Annotated in this window: 22 protein-coding genes; 12 read left to right on the top strand and 10 right to left on the bottom strand. The window is 67.5% G+C overall.

The annotated features are described in order from the left end of the window. Positions 1-47 precede the first annotated feature (47 nt). On the bottom strand, positions 48-881 hold the full coding sequence (locus tag I6H87_RS22990) for a universal stress protein (RefSeq protein ID WP_010813371.1): 834 nt from the start codon (positions 879-881) through the stop codon (positions 48-50). A 291-nt stretch (positions 882-1,172) separates the two neighbouring features. On the opposite strand from I6H87_RS22990, the gene I6H87_RS22985 reads away from it, so the two are divergent. Then, positions 1,173-3,182 (top strand): alkaline phosphatase D family protein, encoded by a 2,010-nt coding sequence (locus tag I6H87_RS22985; protein WP_011616836.1) that lies wholly within the window; start codon positions 1,173-1,175, stop codon positions 3,180-3,182. Positions 3,183-3,211: 29 nt separating this feature from the next. Here I6H87_RS22985 and I6H87_RS22980 read toward each other — a convergent pair whose 3' ends face one another. Further along, positions 3,212-4,141 carry a 2-hydroxyacid dehydrogenase gene (locus I6H87_RS22980; protein WP_011616835.1) on the bottom strand — a complete coding sequence of 310 codons (930 nt, stop codon included), beginning with the start codon at positions 4,139-4,141 and terminating at the stop codon, positions 3,212-3,214. Between the two features lie 2 nt (positions 4,142-4,143). Next, entirely contained in the window at positions 4,144-4,914 is a 771-nt protein-coding gene (locus tag I6H87_RS22975) for a class II aldolase/adducin family protein (RefSeq protein WP_010813368.1), read from the bottom strand. Positions 4,915-5,023: 109 nt separating this feature from the next. Between I6H87_RS22975 and I6H87_RS22970 the strand changes: the two genes are divergently transcribed. Together I6H87_RS22970 and I6H87_RS22965 are read left to right on the top strand one after the other, a co-directional pair. After that, the gene (locus I6H87_RS22970; protein ID WP_011616834.1) at positions 5,024-5,728 is read left to right on the top strand and encodes a Crp/Fnr family transcriptional regulator; all 705 of its coding nucleotides are present in this window, start codon (positions 5,024-5,026) and stop codon (positions 5,726-5,728) included. A 157-nt stretch (positions 5,729-5,885) separates the two neighbouring features. Beyond that, entirely contained in the window at positions 5,886-6,281 is a 396-nt protein-coding gene (locus tag I6H87_RS22965; RefSeq protein ID WP_062804663.1) for a hypothetical protein, read from the top strand. Positions 6,282-6,356: 75 nt separating this feature from the next. Here I6H87_RS22965 and I6H87_RS22960 read toward each other — a convergent pair whose 3' ends face one another. After that, a complete protein-coding gene (locus tag I6H87_RS22960) occupies positions 6,357-7,253 on the bottom strand; it encodes a LysR substrate-binding domain-containing protein (RefSeq protein WP_011616832.1) in 897 nt (298 codons plus the stop codon). A 112-nt stretch (positions 7,254-7,365) separates the two neighbouring features. On the opposite strand from I6H87_RS22960, the gene phnA reads away from it, so the two are divergent. Both phnA and I6H87_RS22950 read left to right on the top strand, forming a co-directional pair. Then, complete coding sequence (gene phnA / locus I6H87_RS22955; protein ID WP_011616831.1) at positions 7,366-8,586, top strand: phosphonoacetate hydrolase; 1,221 nt, start codon at positions 7,366-7,368, stop codon at positions 8,584-8,586. Positions 8,587-8,674: 88 nt separating this feature from the next. Next, entirely contained in the window at positions 8,675-10,354 is a 1,680-nt protein-coding gene (locus I6H87_RS22950) for a Na/Pi cotransporter family protein (RefSeq protein WP_011616830.1), read from the top strand. Between the two features lie 202 nt (positions 10,355-10,556). Here I6H87_RS22950 and acs read toward each other — a convergent pair whose 3' ends face one another. From acs to psrA, 4 genes are all read right to left on the bottom strand, one after another. After that, positions 10,557-12,539, bottom strand: a complete 1,983-nt coding sequence (gene acs, locus I6H87_RS22945) for an acetate--CoA ligase (protein ID WP_136227856.1) — start codon at positions 12,537-12,539, stop codon at positions 10,557-10,559. A gap of 204 nt (positions 12,540-12,743) precedes the next feature. Next, entirely contained in the window at positions 12,744-14,189 is a 1,446-nt protein-coding gene (phnY, locus tag I6H87_RS22940) for a phosphonoacetaldehyde dehydrogenase (protein WP_011616828.1), read from the bottom strand. Between the two features lie 85 nt (positions 14,190-14,274). Beyond that, complete coding sequence (locus tag I6H87_RS22935) at positions 14,275-15,579, bottom strand: MFS transporter (RefSeq protein ID WP_010813479.1); 1,305 nt, start codon at positions 15,577-15,579, stop codon at positions 14,275-14,277. A 79-nt stretch (positions 15,580-15,658) separates the two neighbouring features. Continuing rightward, complete coding sequence (gene psrA / locus I6H87_RS22930) at positions 15,659-16,750, bottom strand: iron-containing alcohol dehydrogenase PsrA (RefSeq protein ID WP_011616827.1); 1,092 nt, start codon at positions 16,748-16,750, stop codon at positions 15,659-15,661. Between the two features lie 244 nt (positions 16,751-16,994). On the opposite strand from psrA, the gene I6H87_RS22925 reads away from it, so the two are divergent. Further along, a complete protein-coding gene (locus I6H87_RS22925; RefSeq protein WP_010813481.1) occupies positions 16,995-17,861 on the top strand; it encodes a LysR substrate-binding domain-containing protein in 867 nt (288 codons plus the stop codon). A gap of 172 nt (positions 17,862-18,033) precedes the next feature. Here I6H87_RS22925 and I6H87_RS22920 read toward each other — a convergent pair whose 3' ends face one another. Both I6H87_RS22920 and I6H87_RS22915 read right to left on the bottom strand, forming a co-directional pair. Then, a complete protein-coding gene (locus I6H87_RS22920) occupies positions 18,034-18,870 on the bottom strand; it encodes a DUF2182 domain-containing protein (RefSeq protein ID WP_011616826.1) in 837 nt (278 codons plus the stop codon). Between the two features lie 8 nt (positions 18,871-18,878). Further along, a complete protein-coding gene (locus tag I6H87_RS22915) occupies positions 18,879-19,655 on the bottom strand; it encodes a DUF899 domain-containing protein (RefSeq protein WP_011616825.1) in 777 nt (258 codons plus the stop codon). Between the two features lie 98 nt (positions 19,656-19,753). Here I6H87_RS22915 and I6H87_RS22910 point away from each other — a divergent pair, with 98 nt between their 5' ends. From I6H87_RS22910 to I6H87_RS22885, 6 genes are all read left to right on the top strand, one after another. Then, complete coding sequence (locus tag I6H87_RS22910; RefSeq protein ID WP_011616824.1) at positions 19,754-20,974, top strand: hypothetical protein; 1,221 nt, start codon at positions 19,754-19,756, stop codon at positions 20,972-20,974. Between the two features lie 34 nt (positions 20,975-21,008). Further along, positions 21,009-21,677 (top strand): Vgb family protein, encoded by a 669-nt coding sequence (locus I6H87_RS22905; protein WP_011616823.1) that lies wholly within the window; start codon positions 21,009-21,011, stop codon positions 21,675-21,677. A gap of 109 nt (positions 21,678-21,786) precedes the next feature. Beyond that, positions 21,787-21,981 carry a lipoprotein gene (locus tag I6H87_RS22900; protein WP_010813486.1) on the top strand — a complete coding sequence of 65 codons (195 nt, stop codon included), beginning with the start codon at positions 21,787-21,789 and terminating at the stop codon, positions 21,979-21,981. 125 nt (positions 21,982-22,106) lie between these two features. Then, positions 22,107-22,640, top strand: coding sequence for a hypothetical protein (locus I6H87_RS22895; RefSeq protein ID WP_010813487.1), 534 nt, complete (start codon positions 22,107-22,109; stop codon positions 22,638-22,640). Between the two features lie 110 nt (positions 22,641-22,750). Further along, positions 22,751-23,968 carry a phosphoglycerate dehydrogenase gene (gene serA, locus I6H87_RS22890; protein WP_011616822.1) on the top strand — a complete coding sequence of 406 codons (1,218 nt, stop codon included), beginning with the start codon at positions 22,751-22,753 and terminating at the stop codon, positions 23,966-23,968. Positions 23,969-24,143: 175 nt separating this feature from the next. Then, entirely contained in the window at positions 24,144-24,491 is a 348-nt protein-coding gene (locus I6H87_RS22885; RefSeq protein WP_011616821.1) for a hypothetical protein, read from the top strand. The last annotated feature ends 14 nt before the right edge of the window (positions 24,492-24,505 follow it).

Below are 24,505 nucleotides of genomic sequence, written 5' to 3'. Positions count from 1 at the left end.
GGGCGCCGCGCTGGAGGGGCTTGCCGCATGAACCCTGGCGCTGCGCTTCAGTGCGAGAACAGCACCGGCACCGTCATCGACTCCAGCACCACCCTGGTCACGCCGCCCAGCACCAGCTCGCGCAGCCGGCCGTGGCCGTAGGCGCCCATCACGATCAGGTCGGCACCAAAGTCCGACGCTCGCGACAGGATCAGCTCACCGATGGCCAGGTCGCCACCGCCCGGGCCGTGCTCCACCTCAACTGCCACACCCTGTCGCTCCAGCACGTGCACGGCATGGCTGACCGGAGTGGCATCGGCACGCGGCTCCCTGGCGGCATGGGCGCCCAGCACCCGCGCGCGTGCCCCGGCCATCAGCGGCAGCGCGTCGTGCAAGGCACGCGCGGCCTCGCGGCTGCCGTTCCAGGCCACCAGCACGCGTGTGCCCACGGTGGCGAAAGCGCCGGAACAGGGCACCACCAGCGCCGGCCGGCCGCTCTCAAGCAGCAGCGCCTCCAACAGCTGCCGCGCCACCGGGCCTTCAGCGTTGTCGGCGTCATACTGGCCGGAGACGATCAGGCCGGCCTCGCGCGCCTCGCGCAGCGCCAGTGGCACCGGATCGCGCTCGACGGTGCGCCAGTCGCAGGCAACCGCCAGCTCGCGCGTGGCGGCCGCGAAGGCACAACGCATGTTCTCGCGCTGCAGCCGGCGCCGCTCCTGGTCTTCGGCCAGGCAGCGCTGGGCATTGTTCATGCGGTAGAACCAGCTGGGGTCTGGCACGCGCCCGGCCAGCAGGCCGATCAGCGGACACTGGCTGGCGGTGGCAAGGCGTGCCGCAACCTGCAAGCGCTGCATGGCCTGCCGGTTGCCGTCGAGATGGACCAGGATGCTGTCGTACGCCATGATGCCCTCGCGTCCGAATCTTTTGCTTCCAGTCTAGGCCGCGTCGCAGGCAATGCATGCCGACTTGCCGATCGCGCCAGCAACGGTGGTGCGCGGTGCGCCAGCGCCGGCACGAACCAGTCGACTTCCTCCTATATCGATGTCGGAACCTCACCGACGGCGAGCGTGCAGGCCAGCCACTAGTATGCATTCAGCAACCAGCACGCCCCCACGAATCCTGGTGCCGCAAGCGGCATCGTGGCCGCGGCTGCGCGCTGCGTGGACCGAGACCGCAAGCACAGGAGGAGCGCCATGGACCGCCGACAGTTTCTCAAGTGGGGAAGTTTCCTGACCGTCACCGTTGCCACCGGCGGGCTGAGCGCCTGCGGCGGCGGCGACGACCCGGAACCCGACACCGGCAATCCGGAAAATTTCAATTTCGTCCATGGCGTCGCCTCGGGCGACCCCAAGCCCGACAGCGTGGTGGTATGGACGCGGCTGGAAGGCAGCAATGGCAAGCGGCCGGTGGTGGTGCGGCTGCAGGTGTCGGCGCAGCCTGACTTCCCGCCGCCGAGCCTGCTGGTCAATCAACCGCTGATGGCCCTGCCGGACTGGGACTACACCATCCGCAACAAGGTCACGGGCCTGAGCCCCGGCACCCGCTACTACTACCGCTTCCTGCTGGGCAACCGCCCCAGCACCGTCGGCCGCACCCGCACCGCGGCAGCGGCCGGCACGCCCTTGTCACAGCTGCGTTTCGCCTTTGTCAGCTGCCAGGACTGGAATGCCAACCACTGGGCCGGCATGGAAGAACTGGCGCAGCAGGACCTGGACTTCATCGTCCATGTCGGCGACTACATCTACGAGGCCGTCCCGGGCGGCTCGCGCGCCGGCAATGTGGAGGATCGCCACGGCGTGCTGCAACTGCCCAATGGCACCGCGCTGCCGGACGGCAGCGTCTACGCCACCACGCTGGACGACTATCGCTACCTGTACCGCAGCTATCGCACCGACGCGCGCCTGCAGGCCCTGCATGCCGCGTTCCCGATGATTGCGATCTGGGACGACCATGAATTCTCGGACAATTGCTGGCAGGACCGGCAGACCTACGACTCCGACGACGACCTGACGCCGCGCACCGCGCGCCGGCGCGCTGCCAACCAGGCGTGGTTCGAGTTCATGCCGGCCGATGTCAGCCTGGACGTCAACAACCCGTCGTTCCAGAACATCCAGATCTATCGCTCGTTCACCTTCGGCAATCTCGCCACCCTGCTGATGACCGACGAGCGCCTGTACCGCGCCGACCACATCATCTCCGAGCAAGCCACCGGCCGCGCAGTCGGCGCCCTGTACTTCGTCCCGGCCGAGACACTGGCTGCGGCCGAAGCGCAGAAGATTGCCGCCGCCGGCGGCACGCTGACACCGGTGTCGATGCTGGGCGATGCGCAGCGCGCGTGGTGGCAGGACCGCGTCGGCGCCGACGCCACCGCGTGGAAGCTGTGGGCCAACCAGTTGTCGCTGTTGCGCATGCAGGTGGATGTGATCCAGGCGGTGGCACGGCTGATCGCCAGGGCGCTGGTGCTGGCCAACAATTCCCTGTCCTCGCTGGAGAGCGCCATTGCCAATGCGCTGGCCGACGACCTGCGCGCGGCCAAGACCGCCGGCACCTATGCCAACCTGGCCTACACGGCGCTGCGCAATGTACTGGCGCAGGTCGGCATCGACAGCGCCACGTTCGATGCCAACATCAAGCCGCTGATCGAAAGCCGGTTGCCGGCCATCGCGCTGCTCGACCGCTTTATCCTCAATGCCGACCAGTGGGATGGCTACAACGCCGAGCGCAAGAACCTGATGGCGTTCCTGAAGAACAACGGCGTGCGCAATGTGGTGGCGCTGAGCGGCGATATCCACGCATTCTTTGCCGGCCAGGTGATGGACGACTACGATGCGGCGACGCCAGCGCCGGTGATGGTGGACCTGGTCACGGCCGGCCTGTCGAGCAACTCCCTGCTCAGTTCATTCCGCTCGATCGTCGACAACGACCAGGCCTTCGCCGCACTGCGTGAACTGGTCTACAGCGACGTGGGCAGCACGGTGGTGAACACCTTCGACACCACCTTGCGCACCTTCAACGCGTGGCTGCGCCATGCCGACTCCAACGCCGAGGGCTACACGCTGGTCACCCTGACGCCCGAGAAGCTGAGCTGCACCTTCCATACGCTCAAGCCGCTCGAGGGCGGCACGGCGCCGGCGCTACCTGCCACGGCGAGCACGCGGCTGCTGGAGGTGGCGGCGGGAACCGCGGATGTAAGCGTGACATAGCCACCCGGACGGACCGGCACGCCGGGCGCTCAGTAGCCCGCTTGCCGGTCCACCTGGTTCAACAGTTCACGCCCGTCGCGCGCGCGCCGCAGGTTCTCGATGCATTGCCGCGCCACCAGTTCGTACGAGGGGTCGGCCGCGATATGCGGCGTGGCCTCGATGCGGGGATGGTTCCAGACCGGATCGTCCGCCGAGGGCGGCTCCTTGGCGAACACATCAAGCGCCGCGCCGGCAAGGTGGCCTTCGTCGATCAGTGCGACCAGGTCTGGCTCGACCACATGCTCGCCACGCCCGACGTTGATCAGGAACGCCCCCTTGGGCAGCCGCGACAGCGTCTGGCGGTTCAGCATGCCCTCGGTGCGCGGCGTCAGCGGCAGCGTGCAGACCAGGATGTCGCTGTGCGCGAGCATGGCATCCAGCCCGTCGTCGCCGGTGAAGTCGGTCACGCCGGGCAGATGCTTGGCGCTGCGGCTCCAGCCGCTGACCGGGTAGCCGATGGCGGCAAACATGCGCGCCACCTCGCTGCCGATCTCGCCCAGCCCCAGCACACCCACGCGGCAGCGCGACACATCGCGCCCCGGGTGGCGCTTCCATTCGCCGCGGCGCTGCTGTTCGGCGTACCGGCCGAGCGCGCGGGTATGGCGCAGCGCCATCGCCAGCACGTAGTGGGCGATGCCGGCCTGCTGGCCGGGATCGACGATGCGCGTGACCGGCATGCCAGGCGGCAGGTCCGGCGCCGCCAGCAGCTTGTCGACGCCCGCGGTGGCAGCGCAGACCAGCCGCAGCTTCGGGTAGGCCGGCAGCACGCCGGGCTTCAGGCCCCAGGCGATGATGGCTTCGACCTGTTCCGCGACGGCGGCCTCGCGGCCGTTCCACACGGTGATGTCCGGCGCGGCTTCGCGCAGCGCGGCAGTGATGGGAACCGCCATGAACGACGGCAGGTGAACGAGGATGGCCATGGTCAGTTGCGGTAGTCAGGGTTGATGCGGTCGAGGCGGCGCAGCAGGCCCGGCCAGGCCAGGTTGGAGCCCTTGCCCTTGGTGGCCTGGCGCGCCTGCTGGCCCATGTTGGCGCTGGCGGCTTCGGGCACCATGGTCAGCGGCGTGCCGCCGCTTTGCGCCAGGATCTGGATGCGGCAGGCGGACTCGAGCGTGTACATGGTCAGGAAAGCATCGGATACCGTGCGCCCGCACGTCAGCAGGCCATGGTTGCGCAGGATCATCTGCTTGCAGCGGCCCAGGTCTGCCACCAGCCGCGCCTTTTCGTCCTCGCGCAGCGCCACGCCTTCATAGTCGTGGTACGCCAGCCCGGTCAGCGCGAACATCGACTGCTGCGAAATCGGCAGCAGGCCCGCCTGCTGCGCCGAGACGGCGACGCCGTGCGAGGTATGCGTGTGCATCACGCAGCCGACTTCGGGGCGCGCCTCGTGCACGGCGCTGTGGATGATGAAGCCGGCCGGGTTGACGTCATACGGCGTTTCCAGCACGGGCTGCCCTTCGTGGTCGACCTTGACCAGGCTCGATGCCGTGATCTCGTCGAACATCATCCCGTACGGGTTGATCAGGAACTGGTCCGGTGCATCGGGCACGCGTGCCGAGATATGGGTGAAGATCAGGTCGTCCCAGCCGAAGTGGGCGACCAGGCGGTACGCGGCCGCCAGGTCCACGCGCATCTGCCATTCGGCGTCGGAGACGCGGTCCCTGATTGAATCGACGAGCTGGATTTGCGCCATATGCGTACCTCCCGGGGGCATGTGAGTCATTGAATCGATGCATTGTCCGGGCGCACCGCGCCAAAGTCTGTTAAGTATTGGACAATCTCGGCTCCAGCAGGGGAGCAATGTGAAGGCTGATGTGAAGAGTGGATCGAGAGCGGTGGAGCCGGCGCGCACGCTGCCGCGCAGCGTGCTGGCCAGCGGCTGGCTGCGCAATGCGCCGCCGGGCGTGCTCGATGCCGTGGCGAACGCCGCACGCCGCCTGCGCTTTGGCGACGGCGAGATGATCTTCGCGCGCGGCGATCCGCCCACCTACTTCTGCATGGTGCTGTCGGGCCGGGTGCGCATGAGCCGGGTCAGCACGGGCGGGCGCGAGTCGGTGTACTCGGTGATCGGGCGTGGCCGCTGGTTCGGCGAGATCTCGCTGCTGGACGGCAAGCCGCGCACGCACGACGCCTTCGCCGTAGGCAATACGGAACTGATGGTGCTGAGCCAGCGCGACTTCCACCGCATCCTGGCCGCGCATCCGGAAGGCATGCAGCTGATCGTGCAGCAGATCTGCGCGCGCCTGCGCGTAGCGTTCGACCACGCGCAAAGCGCGGCGCAGGCGCCCATCGACGCGCGCATGGCGGCGCGCCTGCTGGAACTGGCCGACCGCACCGACCATGTCGTGCGCATCAGCGCTGAGGACCTTGGCGACATGGTCAACCGCTCGCGCCAGACCGTGGCCAAGTACCTGCAGGCGTGGGAAGACGCGGGCCTGATCCGCCGCGAGTACCGCCAGATCGAACTGCTGGACCCCGCGGCGCTCAAGCGATTGGCCCGGCGTTGACGGCCGCGCAAGATTTGCAGGCCGCGCGCGCAATTAACCTGCCCTGGCCGCAATGGCAAGGCTGGTTAACGACCGTTGCAAAATCAAACAGAATGTCAGGTGCTGCGGCGCTACAGTGACTGTTCCCTTGCCTGTAGGCGTTCTAGGAGGTACACGAATGAAGCAACATCTGGCGAAATCCCTGGTCGTGGCTGGCGCGATGATCGCGTCCTACCCGCTGTTTGCGCAGCAGGCTCAGCCCCTGCAGCCGAGCCAGCCGATGCCAATGACGCAGCCGATGCAGCCGATGCAATCCAGTCAGCCGGTGCAGTCCGCCCAGCCCGTGCAAGCCATGCCGTCGGCAGCGCCGTCGGCCCAGGTGGCACCCGCAGCGGGCGGCAGCTATGCCCAGGCTCCCGTACAGGCGGCCCAGCCGGGCATGGCGCCGGCAGCCGCCGACCCGACCATGGCAGGCAGCCCCGCCTCGGCCGTGGACCCCGCCAGCATGAGCCTGGCCCCCGATGCGCTCGGCTCGCGCCTGGGCCAGCGCAGCGCGTTCCTCGACGGGGCCTGAGCTCCCGTCTCAGCGCAGGCCCGCATCGCGCGGGCCGCGCGCCACACTCGCCCCGCTTCCCCGGCTCGCGCCGCTTCAGGTCGCTGCGGCCGTCTGCCCCTGCTGCTGCAGCCACTCCAGGAACGCGCGCAGATGCAGCGGCTTGTCGGCATCGCGCGGCACCAGCGCATGATAGGTATTGCCCGGTGCGCGGATGGCGGCAAACGGCGTCGCAATGCGCCCGTCCGCGCGGTCCGTTTCCAGGGTCGGAAAGGTGCCGATGGCAAAGCCAAGGCTGTCCACCACCGCCTGCAGCGTGACAAAGAAATGGTCGAAGCGCAGCGTTCGCACCGGCAGCAGCGAGGCATGTCCCGCCTGCTGCAGCCACGATTCCCAGCTTCCCGGCCGGGTCTCCGTATAGAGGAAGACGCCCTCCACCAGGTCCTCTACACCTTGCAACGGCACCTGCTCCAGCATCGCCGGACTGGCGATCACCGTCTGGTACTCCGAAAAGATCGGCACTGACTCGAACTGTTCGCCACGTTCGAGGGTGCGCCGTATCGCCACGTCAAAGGTGCCATTGAATCCTGCCTCGTTGCTGAAGGCGGTCGACACACGCACGTCGACCTCGGGCTGCCGGTGCCGGAAGTCATCCAGCCGCGGAATCAGCCAGCGCATGGCAAAGGTTGCCGGGGCATTGACGCGCACCACCTTGCGCGTGGCGATGCGGCCATAGCGCTCGGAAGCGGCGCTGATCTGGTCGAACGCCGTGCTGATCTCGCGCGCGAACGCCTGCGCGTGGACAGTCGGCACCATGCGCTGGCCCTGGCGGATAAACAGCGGCTGCCCCAGCCATTGCTCCAGGATCTCGATCTGCCGGCTGACCGCGCCATGGGTCAGGTGCAGCTCGCGCGCGGCCGCCGAATAGCTGCCGGCGCGGGCGGCAACCTCGAAGATGCGCAGGGCGTTGAGCGGAGGCAGCTTGTGCGGCATTGTGAGATTTCCTGACAGAATCTGGAAAATAAACTCGATTGTGAGAGTTTATCGCCTAACTTAGCATGGGTCTCAGGCAAATCCCCTTCACAATCCTTCCGCAAGAGACGCCATGAGCACCCAGATCCAGGTCAACGGCCACCACTACCAGCTTCCCGCCCGGCCCACCGTCATCGTCTGCATCGATGGCTGCGAGCAGGAATACATCAACCTTGCCGTGCAGGCGGGCGCCACCCCGTTCTTCGCCAGCCTGGCCAAACGCGGCACCGTCCTGACCGGCGATTGCGTGGTGCCGTCGTTCACCAACCCCAACAACCTGTCGATCGTGACCGGCGTGCCGCCGTCGGTGCACGGCATCTGCGGCAACTTCTTCTACGACACCGAAGCCGGCGCCGAAGTGCTGATGAACGACGCCCGCTACCTGCGCGCGCCCACCGTGCTGGCTGCGGCAGCGCAGGCCGGCGCATCGGTGGCGGTGGTCACCGCCAAGGACAAGCTGCGCGCGCTGCTGGGCCACGGCCTCAAGGGCATCTGCTTCTCGGCGGAGAAGGCCGACCAGGCCACCATCGAAGACAACGGCATCGACGACGTGCTGCGCAAGGTCGGCATGCCGCTGCCCTCGGTCTACAGCGCCGACCTGTCCGAATTCGTGTTCGCCGCCGGCGTGGCCTTGCTGGAAACCGTCCGCCCCGACCTGATGTACCTGTCCACCACGGACTACATCCAGCACAAGCATGCCCCGGGAACGCCGCAGGCCAATGCCTTCTACGCCATGATCGACAGCTACCTGCAGCGCCTGGACGCGCTCGGTGCGGTCATCGGCGTCACCGCCGACCACGGCATGAATGCCAAGACCGATTCGCTGGGCAAGGCCAACATCCTGTTCCTGCAGCAGGTGCTGGACGAGCGTTTCGGCGCGGACGCCACGCGCGTGCTGCTGCCGATCACCGATCCCTACGTCGCCCACCATGGCGCACTGGGCTCCTACGCGACCGTGTACCTGCCTGCCGGCACCAATCAACAGGCCGTGCATGAAGCCATCGCCGCACTGCCCGGGATCGAACTGGTGCTGGACAAGCGCGCCGCCAGCGAGCGCTTCGAACTGCCGCCCGACCGCATCGGCGACCTGGTGGTGGTCAGCGAACGCCTGACCGTGCTCGGCACCACGCCGGCGCGCCATGACCTGAGCGGCCTGGATGCCCCGCTGCGCTCGCATGGCGGCCTGTCCGAGCAAAAGGTGCCGCTGCTGTTCAACCGCAAGGTCACTGCGCCCGCAGGCCAGCGGCTGCGCAACTTCGACATCCTGCGGCTGGCGCTGAACCACGCGGACTAAGTCCGGTGCGTGCCGGCCTGGCCGGCACGCTTCCTCAACAAGCAGATAAAGGTGGCCGCGAAGACAGCCACCACCAGGGGGCGGCGCCATGCAAATCCTGCTTTCCCTGATGTCCGGGGTCGCACTACTGATCTGGGGCGCGCATGTGACGCGCCACGGCATGCTGGAGCTGTTGGGGCCGCGCTTGCGGCTGGTGCTGGCCGCGGGCACGGCCAGTCCCGCGCGTGGCTTCCTGGCCGGGCTTGGCGTGACCGCACTGATCCAGAGCAGCAGCGCCACGGCGCTGATGACCAGCGCCTTCGTTGCAGGGGGCCTGGTGTCGTTGCCGGCGGCACTGCCGATCGTGCTCGGTGCCGACGTCGGCACCAGCCTGATGGCGCGCCTGCTGACGGTCGATATCTCCTGGCTCTCGCCACTGCTGCTGGTGATCGGCATCGCACTGCGCCTGTCCGGCAAGGCCAGCCTGCGCGGACAGGCCGGCGAAGTCATCGTGGGACTGGGGTTGATCACGCTGGCCTTGCAGCTGATCCGCCTCTACGCCGCGCCGCTGCTGCACGCCGAGATCGTGCGCGCCATCTTCACCTCGCTTGGTAACGACGCACTGCTGGCCCTGGTGATCGGCGCCTTCGTGACCTTGCTGGCCTACTCCAGCCTGGCCGCAGTATTGCTCACCGCAACGCTGGCCATGGGCGGCGTCATCGGACCTGCCACCGCCTTGCCGCTGGTGCTTGGCGCCAATCTGGGCAGTGGCCTGATTGCCTGCCTGGCCAATTCCGGCAGTTCGCCTGCCGCGCGACGGGTATCGCTCGCGAACCTGATCTTCCGGTTCGCGGGGATACTGGCATTCCTGCCGCTGCTGGACGCCATCCCCTGGCTGCTGGCGCGCCTGGGCAGCAGTGCCGGCACCATGGCCATCGACTTCCACATGGCCTTCAACCTGACCCTGGCCGCAACGCTGATCTGGTTTGTCAACCCGGTGGCGGCCCTCTGCACCCGATGGCTGCCTGATGCGCACGACGACGCAGCGCCCGGCGGCGCGCGCTACCTGAGCCAGGGCGACCTGCGGCACCCGTCCGTCGCGCTGGGCAATGCCACGCGCGAGGTCGTGCGCATCGGCGACGTGATCGAGGAAATGCTCGATGGCATGAAGCTCTCGATCGTGGGCAACGACCGCGCCGCTAACGCCCGCTGCCGCGCGCTGGACGACCGCATCGACGACCTCTATTCGTCCGTCAAGATGTACCTGACCGACGTCGACGCCGGCAGCCTCGACGGTGAGGATGCGGAACGCTGGGATGCGATCATGCTGGTCAATATCAACCTGGAGTACGCGGGCGATATCGTCGAACGGATCCTGGTCGACCTGGACCAGCGCAAGCTCACCCGCAACTACTGCTTCTCGGCCGAGGGCAGCGCCGAACTGCTGGAACTATGCGACATGCTGGTGGCCAACCTGCGTACCAGGATGTCGCTCTTTGTTGCCAACGACCGCGCAGCTTCGGCATTGCTTCTCGAATGCGCCGGCGACTTCCAGGCGCGCGCCGAGCGCTTCACCGCCCGCCACATTGCCCGCGTCGCGCAGCGCCGCACCGCGAGCGTGGAAACCAGCGCATTGCACCTGGACACCCTGCGCGAGCTGTCCCAGATGAACGCGCTGCTGTGCGCCGCGCCGGCAGGCATGCCTGGCGCCCTGCGCGAAGACCCTTCGTTCCTGGCTGCCGGCAACCACGGCACGCCGCACGCAAGTCCCAGGCCAAGCTCAACATGACCCATGTCGCCTACAAGGGCGGCGGTCCGGCCATGCTGGCCGCGATGGGCGGCGAGGTCACCCTGACGATCGAGACCATTGCGGAATGATCCCGCGCGTCAAGTCTGGAAAGCTCAAGGGGCTGCGGTCACCTTGGGCCAGCGCTCGGCGGCACTGCACAATTGCCGACCTTGTCTGAATCGGGCATAGTCGCGCCGCATCTTCAGCGTGCCTGGCCAAGCTGCTCCAGGATGGCCGGATTCTCCAGCGTCGAGGTGTCCTGCGTGATCTCCTCCCCCTTGGCCAGCGACCGCAGCAGGCGCCGCATGATCTTGCCCGAGCGCGTCTTGGGCAGGTTGTCGCCAAAGCGGATGTCCTTGGGCTTGGCGATCGGGCCGATCTCCTTGCCGACCCAGTTGCGCAGCTCCGTCGCGATCTTGACGGCCTCTTCGCCAGTCGGACGCGAACGCTTGAGCACGACGAAGGCGCAGATGGCCTCGCCGGTCATGTCGTCGGGGCGGCCCACCACGGCGGCTTCGGCCACCAGCGGGTTGGACACCAGCGCGGACTCGATCTCCATCGTCCCCATGCGGTGGCCCGACACGTTCAGCACGTCGTCGATGCGGCCCATGATGGTGAAGTAGCCGGTGTCCTTGTCGCGGATCGAGCCGTCGCCGGCCAGGTAGAGCTTGCCGCCGAGCTCTTCGGGGAAGTAGCTCTTCCTGAAGCGCTCCGGATCGCCCCAGATGGTGCGGATCATGGCCGGCCACGGACGCTTGACCACCAGGATGCCGCCGTTGCCGTTGGGCACGTCATGGCCGGTCTCGTCGACGATGGCGGCCATGATGCCCGGCAGCGGCAGCGTGCACGAACCCGGCACCAGCGGCGTCGCGCCCGGCAGCGGCGTGATCATGTGGCCGCCGGTCTCGGTCTGCCAGAAGGTGTCGACGATCGGGCAGCGCTCGTTGCCGATGTTCTTGTAGTACCACATCCAGGCTTCGGGGTTGATCGGCTCGCCCACGGTGCCGAGCAGGCGCAGGCTGGACAGGTCGTACTGTTTCGGGTGGATCTTCTCGTCGGCCTCGGCGGCCTTGATCAGCGAGCGGATCGCGGTCGGCGCGGTGTAGAAGATGCTGACCTTGTGGCGCGCGATCATGTCCCAGAAGCGGCCGGCGTTGGGGTAGGTCGGCACGCCTTCGAACACCACCTGGGTGGCGCCCGCGGCCAGCGGGCCGTAGGCAATATAGGTGTGGCCGGTGACCCAGCCGATGTCCGCGGTACACCAGAACAGGTCGTCGGGCTTGATGTCGAAGGTCCACTTCATTGTCATCAGCGCCCACAGCAGGTAGCCGCCGGTGCTGTGCTGCACGCCCTTGGGCTTGCCGGTGGAGCCGGAGGTGTAGAGCACGAACAGCGGGTGCTCGGCGCTCACCGGCTCGGCTTCGCAGGTCTCCGGCTGGCCGGCGCTGACATCTTCCATCCAGCGGTCGCGGCCTTCGGTCCAGGCAACCTTGCCGCCGGTGCGGCGGTAGACGATCACGTTCCTGACGGCCTCGCAGCCCCCCAGCGCCAGCGCGTCATCGGCGATGGCCTTGAGCGGCAGCGCCTTGCCGCCGCGCATCTGCTCGTCGGCGGTGATCAGCGCCACCGCGCCCACGTCCACCAGCCGCTCCTGCAGCGACTTGGCCGAGAAGCCGCCGAACACCACCGAGTGCGTGGCGCCCAGGCGTGCGCAGGCCTGCATCGCGACCACGCCTTCGACCGACATCGGCATGTAGATCACCACGCGGTCGCCCTTCCTGATGCCGAGCGCCTTCAGGCCGTTGGCAAAGCGGCACACCTTGCCATGCAGCTCGCGGTAGGTGACGCGCGTCACGCTGCCGTCGTCGGCCTCGAACACGATCGCGACCTTGTCCGCATTGCCGTTCTGCAGATTGCGGTCCAGGCAGTTGTAAGAGGCGTTGAGCTCGCCGTCTTCGAACCACTTGTAGAACGGTGCGTTGCTTTGGTCCAGCACCTTGGTGAAGGGCTTGGTCCAGTGCAGCAGCTCGCGCGCGTGGCGCGCCCAGAAACCTTCATAGTCACGCTCGGCTTCGTCGCACAGTGCCTGGTAGGCCTCCATGCTGGGAATCGCGGCCTTAGCGCTGGCGTGGCGGGATGGCGGGAACATCCGCCCTTCGTGCACAACGGATTGAATGCTTGTCATGAAAGCTCGGAAACAGGAATGCGGCGCAGGACAGCGCCGCCTGAAAACAAAGCAGCCGCCTGCTCAGGCGGCCAAATCCGGGGTGGTGGTGCCGGAGAACCCACCTGGCCCCGGCTACCGGAGACACCAGCAGAAACTACGCGCCGGGGCAGGCAGCGCAGGGACGAACTGCGCTGCCGCCCCCGGCGCACGGGCCACCGCCGCTTACCACGGCAGCGAATACGTCTTGGTATTGGTAAAGCTCCTCATCGCCTCCAGCACGCCTTCCTTGTAGCCCAGTCCGGAATCCTTGATGCCGCCGAACGGCGTCAGCTCCAGGCGATAGCCCGGCACCTCGCGCACATTGACGCTGCCGACCTTCAGCTCCCGCACGAAGCGCGTGATGTAGTCGAGCCGGTTGGTGCAGACCGACGACGACAGCCCGTACGCAGTGCCATTCGAGATGCGGATCGCATCTTCAATGTCCCTGAAGCGGATCACCGGCGACACCGGCCCGAAGGTCTCATGCCTGGCCACGGTCATTTCGGGATCGACATGATCGAGCACCGTCGGCGAGTACAGCGCACCGCGGCGGATATTGCCGTAGCGCAGCGTGGCCCCGGCGGCAATCGCTTCATTGACCACCGCCTCGAACTGGATCGCCGCGGCTTCGTCGATGACCGTGCCCATGTCCACCTTCGGGTCCATGGGGTCGCCATAGTTGAGCGCTTCGGTCTTCGCCACCAGCAGGTCGACAAAGCGGTCCGCCACCGACTCATGCACCAGCATGCGCTTGATCGCCGTGCAACGCTGCCCGGAGTTCTTGTACGAGCCGCTGGCGGCCAGCGTGGCGGCCTCTTCCAGGTCGGCGTCTTCCATCACGATGATCGGGTCATTGCCGCCCAGCTCCAGCACCTGGCGCTTGTAGGTGGCCGTGGCGGCGATGTACTTGCCGATCGGCACGCCGCCGGTGAAGGTCACCAGGTCCACGTCCGGGTGCGTCAGCATCTCGTCGGCGATCTCGCGCGGGTCGCCGGTGATGACCGACAGCATCTGCGGCGGCAGCCCGGCCTCATACAGGATATCGGCCAGCAGGTAGGCCGCCAGCGGCGTCTTCTCGCTGGGCTTGAGCACCATGCGGTTGTTGGTGGCCACCGCCGGCGCCACCTTGTGGATCACCTGGTTCAACGGGTGGTTGAACGGCGTGATCGCGGTGATCACGCCCAGCAGCGGCTCGCGCAGCGTATAGACCTTGCGGCTCTTGCCGTGGTGGGTCAGGTCGCACGAGAACACCTGGCCGTCGTCGACCAGCGCCTGGTTGGCGGCAAACAGCAGCACGTCGGAGGCGCGGCCCACCTCGTACAGCGAATCCTTGCGGCACAGGCCGGATTCCAGCGTGATGGTGCGCGAGATCTCGTCCAGGCGCGAGGCGATGATCTCGCCGGCGCGCATCAGGATCTTGTAGCGTTCATAGCGCGTCAGCGTGGGCTGGTAGTCGCGCGCGATGCGGTAGGCGCGGCGCACTTCGTCGAGCGTGGCCTTCGGCACGGTGGCGATGACTTCGCCGGTGTACGGATAGGTCACCTCGATCACGTCTTCGCGGTAGATCTTCTCGCCGGCGATGCGCAGCGCTTCGTGGCGGATTTCGGCAATGGCTTGCAATGCGGTCATGAGCTTGCCCTCTCGGGTCTTGAGCAGTGTGTGGAAGGAGATGCAGCCGTCGCGGGCGGGCCGGCAAGGCGCCGGCCCGGCGCGCTCAGCGGCGGATGAAGGCCGCGATCACGGCGCTGATGATGCAGCTGGTTGCCACGATCGGGAACACCAGCGAGGTATTGCCGGACTGGTCCAGGATGCGGCCGATCAGGGGTTCGCCCAGGCCTGCGAGCAGGTACGAGAAGAAGTTCAGGATACCGGTGGCGGTGCCGGCCCGCTTGGCGCCGACCAGGTCCGGGCACAGCGCCCAGAAGGACGAGGCGGGGCCGTACACGAAGAAGCCGGCAAGGAACAGCGCGACGATCGCGCCCATGCCCGTGGGCAGCTGGTACATGATCATCGAGGCAATCGCACCCAGCACCATGTAGAGCATGATGGCCTTGCTGCGGCTGGAGCCGAACAGGCGGTCGGAAATCCAGCCGTTGGACAGCGCGCCGAAGGCCATGCCCACCGGCAGCGCCACCGAGATCCAGGCCGGGTCGATCAGGGTCTCGGCGCTCTTCCAGTTCTTGCCCAGGAAGTGGACCGGCACCCAGACGATCAGGCCATAGCGCGCGGCATTCTGGAAACCGATCGACAGGCCCGCGATCAGAAGCCGCGGGTTGCGCAGCACGGCCTTGTAGCGCGACCAGGAGCTTTCGCCGGCATCGGTCTCGACTGCGGTAGCCTTCTCCGCACCCTCGGCCTTGGCAACGCCGGTATCGGGCGACTTGAAGCCAAGGTCTTCCGGCCGCTCGCGCACGATCAGGAAGAAGGTGATGCCGCCCACCAGCATCAGCAGCACCGGCAGGCGGAAGATCCAGCGCCAGTCCAGGTGCAGGATATTCACGACCACGATCGAGGTGACGAACGACAGCACCGAGGCGCAGCCGGCCGCGAACACGTAGAAGCCGTAGACTTTGCCGCGCTCTTCGGCGCCCCACCAGTTCGACAGCAGCCGGCTGCCGGGCGCCCAGCCAAGGGCCTGGAAGTAGCCGTTGATGCCCCAGGGAATCGCCAGGCTCTTGAAGCCGACGGCGAAGCTGACCACCCAGTTGGCCGCGCACGACAGGATCGCGCCGGCGGTCATCACGCGGCGGCCGCCGAACTTGTCACCCAGGTTGCCGTTGATGGCCTGCCCGATGGCGTAGCACCACAGCAGGCAGGTGGAGGCCCAGCCCAGCGCTTCCTTGGAAAACCCGAATTCCTGCTGGATGCCGGGAATGGCGAAGCCAAAGGTCTGCCGCCCCGTGTAGAAGAAGAAGTAGCAGAACATCGCGGCCAGCAGCATGCGCCACTGGGCGCGCCGGAACGAATGCTCGGCCGGAGCGACGAACGCCCCTGCCTGGATGCGATCGGCAGTTTCCATTTTTGTCTCCTCTTGTATTGTCGGCCCGTATTGCGGGCTCGTGTTGGCCGGCTGCACCCGTCGGCCGGGGGTCGTGCTACTAGGCCGGCACAGCGCCGATGAAGTTCTTGCCCCGGGCGCCGTCCAGCGCACGCGCGATCATGGCGCCGGCCTCGTCGTCGGAGACGCCGTAGTCGGCAAACTCGGTCTTCACGCCCAGGTCCTGCAGGAAGGCGCGCAGCCGCTGCTGCCCGTCGCCCAGCACCGGCCCGAACAGCCGCTGCAGCGTGCGGTCGCGGTCGGGCCGGCGTGCCCACGCCTTTTCAAGCACCATCGGCAGCGTGAACGAGCACGCGATGCCGTGCGGCAGGCCATGGCGCAGCGTCATTTCGTAGGAGATGGAGTGCGCAAGTGCCGTCTTGGTATTGGAGAACGCCAGTCCGGCCTTGAGGGCGGCCAGCGCCATGCGCTCACGCAGGCCAATGTCGTCCAGGTTGCGCACCAGTTCCGGCAAGGTGTCGAAGATGTCCTCCACCGCCGAAATCGCGAAGGTGTCGGAAACCGGGTTGGCGTTGACGTTCCAGATCGATTCCAGCGCGTGGGACAGGGCATCGAGCCCGGTGGAGATCGTGGTGTCCCGCGGCACCGACATCATCAGCTCCGCATCCACGATGGCCGCTTCGGGCCAGGTTGCCTGCAGGTGAAGCGAGTACTTCTTCTGGTTCGCGGCGTCCCAGATGGTGGCCCAGGGCGTCACTTCGCTGCCGGTGCCGGCAGTCGTCGGCACCGCGATCAGCGGCTTGACCTGCGCCGGCGTGAACGCCTTGCCGGTCGCCAGCAGGCTGATCAGCGAATCGAACCGGCCCGACCTGGTCCCTACCATCAACGCCTTGGCGGTATCGATCGCGCTGCCGCCACCGACCGCAACGATGGCGTCGCAGGCGTCGGCGTCTTCCCAGAAGCGGTTGTACAGGCCGGACAACTGGGCGACATCCGGGTTCGGCTGCACGTCTTCGATCAGCCCGGCAAGGTCTGCGCCCAGCAGGGCTTCAAGCCGCGCCACCAGTCCCAGCGCACGCGCTTCGGGAAAGGTCACGACGACGACGCGCCGGCCGTGCAGCAGGGCCGGGAGCCGGTCAAGGCTGCCAGCCCCGCAATGGATCGACACGGGGTTGTGGTAGGCATGGTTCATGGGGTCTCCTCACTTCTTTTCTGGGTAGCCTGGGCGGCGGCTTGAGCCGCGTTTCCTGGTGGCTGAAGTTTGGGAGACGCCAAACCCCCGGTCCAATCGCATCTTTGACGGCGAGGTGCGCCAAAACCGATGGATCGCCGGCACGCTGCCGGCCTCGGGGAAACCCTGTACGCAACGGCACGCGTCTGTGGGAGACTCGCCGCACACGCCGCGCAGAACGGCGGCCAGCTCCCATCGAGACCCCATGTTCCACCAGTACTACAAGTCGATCCGCTGCTTCCATGCGGTCGCCCGGACGGGCGGCTTTACTGCCGCGGCGCAATACCTGCATATCGGGCAGCCGACCGTGACCGACCAGGTCAAGGCGCTGGAGACGCGCTTCGGCGTGGAGCTGTTCCTGCGCGCAGGCCGCACCGTGCGCCTGACCGACACCGGCGAGCGGCTCTACGCCATCACCCAGGGCTTGTTCGGGCAGGAAGCAGAGGCCATGCAGTTCCTGCAGAGCGCGCACAAGCTCAAGACCGGGCTGGTGCGCGTGGGCGCGGTGTCACCGCCGATCGCGCTGGGGCTGGCGCGTAGTTTCCGTTCCACCCATGCTTCGCTGGAACTGACGGTCACCATCGGCTCGGAAGCCTCGGTGCTGCGCGGCCTGCAGGATTTCGATATCGACGTCGGCATCCTGGCCGAGCCCGATCCGGTCGATGGCCTGCATATCGCGCCGTATCGGAGAGAGCGCATCGTTGCCGTGATGCCGGCCGGCCATCCGCTGGCCGCGCGCGCTTCGATCACGGTGCAGGAGGTCGCCGGCGAAGCCGTGATCCTGCGCGAGCCGGGCTCGAAGACCCGGCTCCGGGTTGAACGCGCGTGCGCACAGCATGGCGTGGCGCTGAACTGCGTGATGGAGATCAACAGCCGCGAGGCCATCCTGCATGCAGTGGCCAATGGCATGGGCATCAGCTTCGTCACGCAGATCGAATGCATCCCGCTGCCGGGCCTGCAGGTGGTGCCGGTCGACGAGCCGCTGCTGTCGATCGATTACTCGCTGTGCTGCCTGGAGGTGCGCAAGGAGCGGCCGCTGATTGCGGCGCTGTTCGCGGTCGCGCTGGGCTAGTGTCCTGTTCCGCAGATAGCTTGCCAACGTGAAATCGTCCAGTTGGTCGTCAGGCTAGGCGCGAGGAGGCGCCATAGCCGTAGCTATGGCAACGACGAGCAGCGACGCATGGCGGCCAACTGGGCGATTTCATGGCAAGCTATCTGCGGAACAGGACACTAGTACCCCGCCGTCATCCGCCCCAACCTGCCTGCACAAGCGTAGCCACGCCCACGCCGACCAGGACGGCCCCGGTAAGCCGTACCGCAAGCCTGGCCACGCGCGCACCTGCCGGCATCCATCGTTCGAGCGTCATCGCCAACATCACCGCTGCCATCACGCGCAGGTCCATCACGCCCATGACGAGCAATGCCGCAGTCAGGCCCGCACAGCACCGGGTGCAGTGCAGGCCCAGCCGCAGGCCATGGCGCCACGCCGAGCCGGCATCCGCCGGCAGTGCGCGCGTGCGGCCCGCTGCGTTGGTGCAGCAGGCAAGCTGCCGTGCTTTCCACGGGGTGAACTGCAGCACGCCTGCCATCACCAAGACCACCGCCGTGGCGAGCGGAACCGCGCGCGCCAGGCCCTGCGCCTGCACGGCTATCGCCGCCAGCGCAGCGCCAACCGGGAAAACGGCGAAGCCCACCATGCCCCACACGAAGAAGTAGCCGGCGCCCGCCAATACCGTCGACATGCCCGGGCGCACCTGCCCTGCCGTCGCCAGGGCCTGGCGGTAGCGCCACAGTATCGGTGCCAGTGAGGGCAGCATCATCGGCACCATCATGGCGATCCACATGCCGAGGAAGGCCATTGCCGTGCGGGCCCAGGTCTGGCCGCACATCCGCATCCACGCCATCGACATGGTCCAGCCGCCGGGCATCGGCATCGCGCTCATCGCCGGCATGGATGCATGCCAGGCGAGTGTCGCCGCCCCGCCGGCGATGAATAGCACGGCCACGATGCCAAAGAAGGCAAGGCGCGGGCCGGTGCCGCGTGAGCGCGCCAGCCTGTGCGTGGTGAGTACGATGGACATGGAATGCCTCAGCCCTGCTCGTATTCATCGTGCCGGCGCCACCAGACCCCGGCCTCGTTGCGTCCGCGCGGTGCGCGATCCAGCCACTGGTACATGCCCCACAGGCCATCCAGCCCGCGCGCATAGGTGGAATAGGTGTGGTACACAACGCCATCTTCCAGCGCGAAGGCGCTCATGCCCGGCCGGTCGCGCTGGTACGTTGCGGCATCGGTGCCGCACATGGCAGCAAACTGGGCCTCGGCCGCTGCGCCGCCGGCCTCCAGTTCAGGTCGCCAGGCGAATGCCGCCTCGCGCCGGTAGTTGTAGTCGATATCGCCCTGGCGTTGTTGCGCTTCGCTGAACCAGACGTTGAAGTCCGTGTTGAAGTCGCTGCCCTGCGACGATGCCCACGGGAAGGTCCAGCCCATGCGCCGCTGGTACGCCTGCAACTTCGCCAACGGTGCCCGCGACACCGCGGCCAGCGTGACGTCGTGATGCGCCAGGTGGACGACAAAGCCGTCAAACCCGTCCGCAATCGCGGAGCAGGACGGGCACCCTGCCTGGTAGTCCGGGCCGAACATGAAGTGGTAGACCAGCAGTTGCGAACGTCCCTGGAACAAGTCTGCCAGCGAGGCGCTGCCCGCCGCGGTCTCGAACCGGTAGGGCTTGTCGATTCGAACCCACGGCAAGGCCTGGCGCTGCCGTGCCAGTTCATCGCTGCGTCGGGTGAGATCCTTCTCGGCCTCGAGCAGTTCACGCCGCGCGGCCAGCCATGCTTCACGGGTTCCGGTGCTGTGTGTGGTCATCGTGCATCCCTCCGTTGGTTGGTGTTCGTGTGCTAGATTAGGCGCCGGCTTCCAACGGTGGGAGTGACAAGTGTGGCGGGATTTCTGGCGGGATTCGGATGGACTCACGCATTGCCGCCGCGGCGCTCGCGCTTGCCGCGGGTGATCCGCTTGGCGCGCTGAACCGGGTTGCCCTGCGCGACGATCCGCCGGCGCTGGCGTTGCGCGGCATCGCCATGGCGCAACTGGGCGACTTTATCCGCGCCCGGGCACTGTTGCGCAGCGCGGCGCGCGCCTTCGGTCCGCGCGAAGCCGTAGCGCGCGCCAGGTGCTTGGTGGCCGAAACGGAAATCGCCTTTGCCTCGCGCGACCTGGGCTGGCCGGCAAAGACGCTGGACCGTGCGCGCGCCACCCTTGAAGCGCACGGCGACTGGGTCAACGCCGCCCATGCGCGGTATCTCGCGATCCGGCGGCTGCTGCTGATCGGCCGCATCGACGACGCCGAGCAGGCGCTTGCCGGGCTTGACCCCACTCCCTTCCCGCCCGCATTGCGCACAACCCATGCCCTGATCGTGGCGGGCATCGCGATGCGGCGCGTGCAGACCCGGCCGGCGCGCACCGCGCTGGCACAGGCCGCGCACGCGGCGCAGCGCGCCGGCATTCCATCCTTGCGCGCCGAGGTCGAAAGCGCGGCCCAGGCGCTGCACAGCCCCGCGGCACGCCGCATCGCGCGCGGCGAGGAACGGCCGCTGCTGCTTGAGGAAGTCGAAGCGCTGCTGGCATCGAAAGCGCTGGTCGTGGACGCGTGCCGCTATGCCGTGCGCTGCGCTGGCACCACGGTCCCGCTCGCCAGGCGGCCGGTGTTGTTCACGCTGGCGCGCGCGCTGGCCGAGGCCTGGCCCGCCGACGTGCCCCGGGACACGCTGATCGCGCACGCCTTCCGCACCAGGCACGCCGATGCATCGCACCGCGCGCGGCTGCGTGTCGAGATCGGGCGGCTGCGCGCGGTGCTTGGCGCATTTGCCGGCGTCACGGCAAGCGGGCGCGGCTTCGCGCTGGTGCCGCACCACGCGCGCGAGGTGGTGGTGCTGGCGCGGCCGGTGGAAGAGAAGCACGCGGCAGTGCTCGCCTTGCTGGCCGATGGCGAGTCATGGTCCAGCTCCGCTCTCGCGCTGGCGCTGGGTGCCAGCCAGCGCTCGGTGCAGCGGGCACTGGAAACGCTGGCGGCAGCCGGCAAGATCCAGTCCCTTGGCCACGGGCGTGCGCGCCGCTGGATGACGCCGCCGGTGCCGGGATTCACGACGACCTTGTTACTCCCCTCGCCGCTGCCGGTTGACTAGCATGTAGCCATCCCCAAACCAAAAGGATGACAGCATGAAACGATCACAAGCCGAAGTGCTTCGCGAGTATGGTCCCTTCCCCGGCGTCGAGAACGTCCACGGTGTCAGCTATGACGGCCAGCGGGTCTGGTTTGCCAGCGGAGACAAGCTCAATGCCCTGGATCCGGTCACCGGCAGGACGCTGCGCTCGCTCGATGTCGCCGCCCATGCCGGTACTGCTTTCGACGGCCAGCACCTGTACCAGATTGCCGAGGACCGGATCCAGAAGATCGATCCGCAAAGCGGCCGCGTGCTGGCCACGATCCCCGCGCCGGGCGGCGGCGGCGACTCGGGGCTTGCCTGGGCCGAAGGCACGTTGTGGGTGGGCCAGTACCGGGAGCGGAAGATCCGCCAGGTCGATCCACAGACGGGGGCGATCCTGCGCACCATCACGTCCGACCGCTTTGTCACCGGCGTCACCTGGGTCGATGCCGAGCTCTGGCACGGCACCTGGGAAGGTGACCAGAGCGAGCTGCGGCACATCGACCCGCAATCGGGCGCGGTGCTGGAATCGGTCACCATGCCGGCCGGCGCGAGCGTGTCGGGGCTGGAGTCCGATGGCGGCGACCAGTTCTTCTGCGGCGGCGGCAACAGCGGCAAAATCCGTGCGGTGCGCCGGCCCCGGCCAGCCGGGAAGCGCCCCGCCGGCGGCGCGGGCAAGTAGCCGGCATTCACCCTGAGCGGACTCGTTTTCACTATTCCTTACAGACAAAGGCGCTGCCACCATCTATTCTCCTGTCGCAAACGGAATCCCCCACAACAAGGAGAATGCGATGAAATCCGCTCTGGCCCTTCTGGTCGCCTGCAGCGCACTGCTGGGTGGCTGCGTGGTAGCCCCTTATGACACCTACGGCAGCGGCCCCCAGGGCTGCCCGCCGGGGCAGGCAAAGAAGGGCAACTGCCGCGTCGACCCGTACGGCAACGAGTCCTTCTGCCCGCCGGGACAAGCCAAGAAAGGCCGCTGCTGAGCCAGCGCCCGGCGCCGCACTGACCGGCCGGCCCCGCCTGCCCCCGGCACCAGCCGGTGTTGCACGGGCCGGCCTGGCGGACGGAGAATGGCCGGATGCGGGCATCTCGTCCGCAGGAGAGCGCCATGCAATCACGCACGCCATCCCGGTGTATCGGCGAACTGTGCGTCGCCGCTGTCGTGCTCGGCTCGCTCGGAGCCTGTGCGACCTTGCAGCCGGAACAGACCGGCAAGCAAATGATCGGCAGCCCAGAAAGTGCCGTACGCAGTACATTCGGATCCCCCACCGAGACCTACCGCCTCGCCGACGGCACCAGCCGCTGGATCTGGTCGCGCCAGCCCCTTGGCCATCAGGTCTATGCCGCCGATTTCGACGCCGGCGGCAAGCTCACCAACTATCGCCAGATGCTGACCGAGACGGAGATCTACCGCGCCCAGGTCGGGACCTGGACCAAGAAGGACGTGCAGGAGCACTTTGGCCTGCCGCGCGAGCCCATCCAGTACTACCCCCTGATGAAGCGTGAAGCCTGGTCCTGGCGCATGTACAAGGATGGCTTGCAGACCGCGCATTTCAGCTGCTACTTCGATGATGCCGGCGTGCTGCGCCAGACCATGATCATCGTCGACCCGCTCGGCGGCGACGCGCGCCACTCGCGCTGAAGCGACGCCAGCGAGGCAGCCGGTGCCATTGCCGGCAGCAGGGACTCCCCGGTCCACGGGCTTTTTTGCGCGCAGAATGGTGGCGATGCGGCAAGCGCCGCCAACCCTCCATGCGGAAAACAAACGTGACCACTGCGATCCTGCTCGAGAACATCCACCAGAGCGCCAATGCCCGGCTGGCTGAAGCCGGCCTGCAGGTCGAGCGCCGCACCGGCGCCCTGGCCGGTGCCGAACTGCGCCAGGTGCTGGCCAGCCACGACGTGGTCGGCATCCGCTCTGCCACCCACCTGCGCGCCGACGACATCCGCAGCGCGCCCGAGCTGCTCTCGATTGGCTGCTTCTGCATCGGCACCTCGCAGGTGGACCTGGAAGCCGCCACCACGGCCGGGATCCCGGTGTTCAACGCGCCCTTCTCCAACACCCGCTCGGTGGCCGAGCTGGTGGTGTCGGAAGCGGTGATGCTGCTGCGCCGGATTCCGGAGAAGAACACCCTGGCACACGCCGGCAAGTGGGCCAAGGGCGCCGCCGGCGCGTTCGAGGCGCGCGGCAAGACCATCGCCATCGTCGGCTACGGCAATATCGGCTCGCAGGTGGGCGTGCTGGCCGAATCGATGGGCATGCGCGTGGTCTACTACGACGTGCTGGCGCGGCTCTCGCACGGTTCCGCGCGCGCCGCGGGATCGCTGGAAGAGGCGGTGTCGCAGGCCGAAGTGGTGACCCTGCATGTGCCAGCCACGCCGCGCACGCGCAATATGATCGATGCGCGCATCCTGGCCGCCTGCAAGCCGGGCGCGATCCTGATCAATGCCTCGCGCGGCAGCGTGGTGGACATCGCCGCGCTGGCCGCGGCGCTGCGCGAGAAGCGCCTGGGCGGCGCCGCCATCGACGTGTTCCCGGAGGAGCCGAAGACCAACAACGATCCTTTCGTCAGCGAACTGCAGAACATGCCCAACGTACTGCTGACCCCGCACGTGGGCGGCAGCACCGAAGAGGCGCAGGAGAATATCGGCACCGAAGTGGCGGCCAAGCTGGCGCACTTCCTGGCCACCGGCGGCACCATCGGCGCCGTCAACTTCCCCGAGGTCGATCCCGGCCCGCTGCACGCGCCGGCGCGGCTGCTCAATGTGCACGGCAACGCGCCGGGCGCCCTGGCGGCACTGAACACGCTGCTGGCGCAGGAAGGCGTGAATATCACCGGCCAGCACCTGCAGACGCGCGGCCACACCGGCTATGTGGTCACCGACCTCGACCGCGTGCCGTCAGACCAGCTGATGCAGGCGCTGCGCACCCATGCAGGCTTTGCCCGCTCGCGGCTGATCCTGCGATAGGGCAGCGGCCGTCCCCAGGCTCAATTGTCACAGAAGTGTCATAACTCTTAAGAATGTTCTGAAACCGTCGCTATGATGAATATGGCCCACGCGCGGATCCGTGGGCCTGCACTGTGCCGGTTCTCAGAGGCGCCCTGTCTCGGCGCCACGCTGACAATAAGAGAGAGGGGTAGTCATGAAAACGGTCGAACTCAGCAGGAAGGCCGCCGGCGTTGCCGGCCGGCTGGTCGCAGTGGGCGTTCTGGCAGCCGCGGGTATCGGCACCGCTGCCGCGCATACCGGCACCATTACGTTCCTTGGGGGAATCTCGTACCCGTCCTGCGGCTTCCGTCCGTCCGCCGGACAGTTGCAGGCGAGCTGCCAGCAGCCGTCGGGGCAGATCGTCTCGGCGCCGTTGCCGTTGTCGCCTGCCCGGATGACCGGGCAAGCCCGCATCGGCGTGGCAAGGCTGGACGTCGAGCCCGCCCGTGCCGGGCAACGCGGCACGCCGGACGCGTACGTGGTGGTAGTGACCTACCAGTAAACGCGCGGCAGGCA

The sequence above is a fragment of the Cupriavidus necator genome (genome assembly GCF_016127575.1).
Taxonomy (GTDB): Bacteria; Pseudomonadota; Gammaproteobacteria; order Burkholderiales; family Burkholderiaceae; genus Cupriavidus; species Cupriavidus necator_D.
The sequence above is the reverse complement of the archived record's forward strand: the minus strand, read 5'-3'. Positions and strand labels throughout refer to the sequence as shown.

Bases quoted from the DNA above. Each gene is read 5' to 3' on its own strand.
- I6H87_RS22990 (WP_010813371.1), bottom strand. From the start codon at position 881: ATGGCGTACGACAGCATCCTGGTCCATCTCGACGGCAACCGGCAGGCC.
- I6H87_RS22985 (WP_011616836.1), top strand. From the start codon at position 1,173: ATGGACCGCCGACAGTTTCTCAAGTGGGGAAGTTTCCTGACCGTCACC.
- I6H87_RS22980 (WP_011616835.1), bottom strand. From the start codon at position 4,141: ATGGCCATCCTCGTTCACCTGCCGTCGTTCATGGCGGTTCCCATCACT.
- I6H87_RS22975 (WP_010813368.1), bottom strand. From the start codon at position 4,914: ATGGCGCAAATCCAGCTCGTCGATTCAATCAGGGACCGCGTCTCCGAC.
- I6H87_RS22965 (WP_062804663.1), top strand. From the start codon at position 5,886: ATGAAGCAACATCTGGCGAAATCCCTGGTCGTGGCTGGCGCGATGATC.
- I6H87_RS22960 (WP_011616832.1), bottom strand. From the start codon at position 7,253: ATGCCGCACAAGCTGCCTCCGCTCAACGCCCTGCGCATCTTCGAGGTT.
- phnA (WP_011616831.1), top strand. From the start codon at position 7,366: ATGAGCACCCAGATCCAGGTCAACGGCCACCACTACCAGCTTCCCGCC.
- I6H87_RS22950 (WP_011616830.1), top strand. From the start codon at position 8,675: ATGCAAATCCTGCTTTCCCTGATGTCCGGGGTCGCACTACTGATCTGG.
- acs (WP_136227856.1), bottom strand. From the start codon at position 12,539: ATGACAAGCATTCAATCCGTTGTGCACGAAGGGCGGATGTTCCCGCCA.
- phnY (WP_011616828.1), bottom strand. From the start codon at position 14,189: ATGACCGCATTGCAAGCCATTGCCGAAATCCGCCACGAAGCGCTGCGC.
- I6H87_RS22935 (WP_010813479.1), bottom strand. From the start codon at position 15,579: ATGGAAACTGCCGATCGCATCCAGGCAGGGGCGTTCGTCGCTCCGGCC.
- psrA (WP_011616827.1), bottom strand. From the start codon at position 16,750: ATGAACCATGCCTACCACAACCCCGTGTCGATCCATTGCGGGGCTGGC.
- I6H87_RS22925 (WP_010813481.1), top strand. From the start codon at position 16,995: ATGTTCCACCAGTACTACAAGTCGATCCGCTGCTTCCATGCGGTCGCC.
- I6H87_RS22920 (WP_011616826.1), bottom strand. From the start codon at position 18,870: ATGTCCATCGTACTCACCACGCACAGGCTGGCGCGCTCACGCGGCACC.
- I6H87_RS22915 (WP_011616825.1), bottom strand. From the start codon at position 19,655: ATGACCACACACAGCACCGGAACCCGTGAAGCATGGCTGGCCGCGCGG.
- I6H87_RS22910 (WP_011616824.1), top strand. From the start codon at position 19,754: ATGGACTCACGCATTGCCGCCGCGGCGCTCGCGCTTGCCGCGGGTGAT.
- I6H87_RS22905 (WP_011616823.1), top strand. From the start codon at position 21,009: ATGAAACGATCACAAGCCGAAGTGCTTCGCGAGTATGGTCCCTTCCCC.
- I6H87_RS22900 (WP_010813486.1), top strand. From the start codon at position 21,787: ATGAAATCCGCTCTGGCCCTTCTGGTCGCCTGCAGCGCACTGCTGGGT.
- I6H87_RS22895 (WP_010813487.1), top strand. From the start codon at position 22,107: ATGCAATCACGCACGCCATCCCGGTGTATCGGCGAACTGTGCGTCGCC.
- serA (WP_011616822.1), top strand. From the start codon at position 22,751: ATGCGGAAAACAAACGTGACCACTGCGATCCTGCTCGAGAACATCCAC.
- I6H87_RS22885 (WP_011616821.1), top strand. From the start codon at position 24,144: ATGAAAACGGTCGAACTCAGCAGGAAGGCCGCCGGCGTTGCCGGCCGG.